This window comes from Mesorhizobium sp. M7A.F.Ca.CA.001.08.2.1 (assembly GCF_003998455.1).
GTDB lineage: Bacteria > Pseudomonadota > Alphaproteobacteria > Rhizobiales > Rhizobiaceae > Mesorhizobium > Mesorhizobium ciceri.
The window spans coordinates 1-566 of sequence record NZ_RZPW01001417.1 but is presented as its reverse complement, the minus strand read 5'-3'; the positions used below and the strand labels follow the sequence as shown (position 1 = coordinate 566).

At 65.0% G+C, this 566-nt stretch carries 1 protein-coding gene; it reads left to right on the top strand.

The window, feature by feature from the left end; translation table 11 throughout:
- Nucleotides 1–566: LysR family transcriptional regulator (locus tag EN914_RS37730; protein ID WP_127389797.1), on the top strand; the 566-nt coding region annotated here is incomplete at both ends.

The following is a 566-nucleotide window of genomic DNA, read 5'->3' as shown; positions in this document are numbered from 1 at the left end:
CGCACAATCGGCGGTCAGCAGGCATGTCGCCAATCTCGAGCGCCAGCTGTCGGTCGAGCTGTTCACGCGCAGAGGCAACCGCGTCGCCGTCACCGGGGCCGGCAACACGCTGGCCGAAGCGATCCGCGAGGGTCTCGGCACCATCAGGCAAGCGGTCGAGGATTTGACCGCGCACGACAGCGATACATTCGTGGTCGGCTGCAGCCACGACTTCGCGCAGGCATGGCTGATGCCGCGCTTCGGCCTCATCACATCGCAGGTTGCCGATGGCCGCGTGCTGCTGCAGACATCCACCGACTACAGGGATTTCGACCAGCCTGAAGTGGCATTGTCGATCCGTTTCGGCGAAGCCGGGCAATGGCCCGAATTCGTGACCGAAAAACTGCTCGAGGGTGAGTGGTTCCCGGTTTGCGCGCCCGCGTTCCTGGCGCGTTATCCGGCGCTCGCCTCGGAAGAGCCTGAGGCTTTCCTGGCAGTGCCGCTGCTGCATCAGGTGACGCCGCCGGGCGCGATCGACAGTTGGCAATCGTGGGTCGGAACCGACCGGAAACTCGACGGACCTCGGT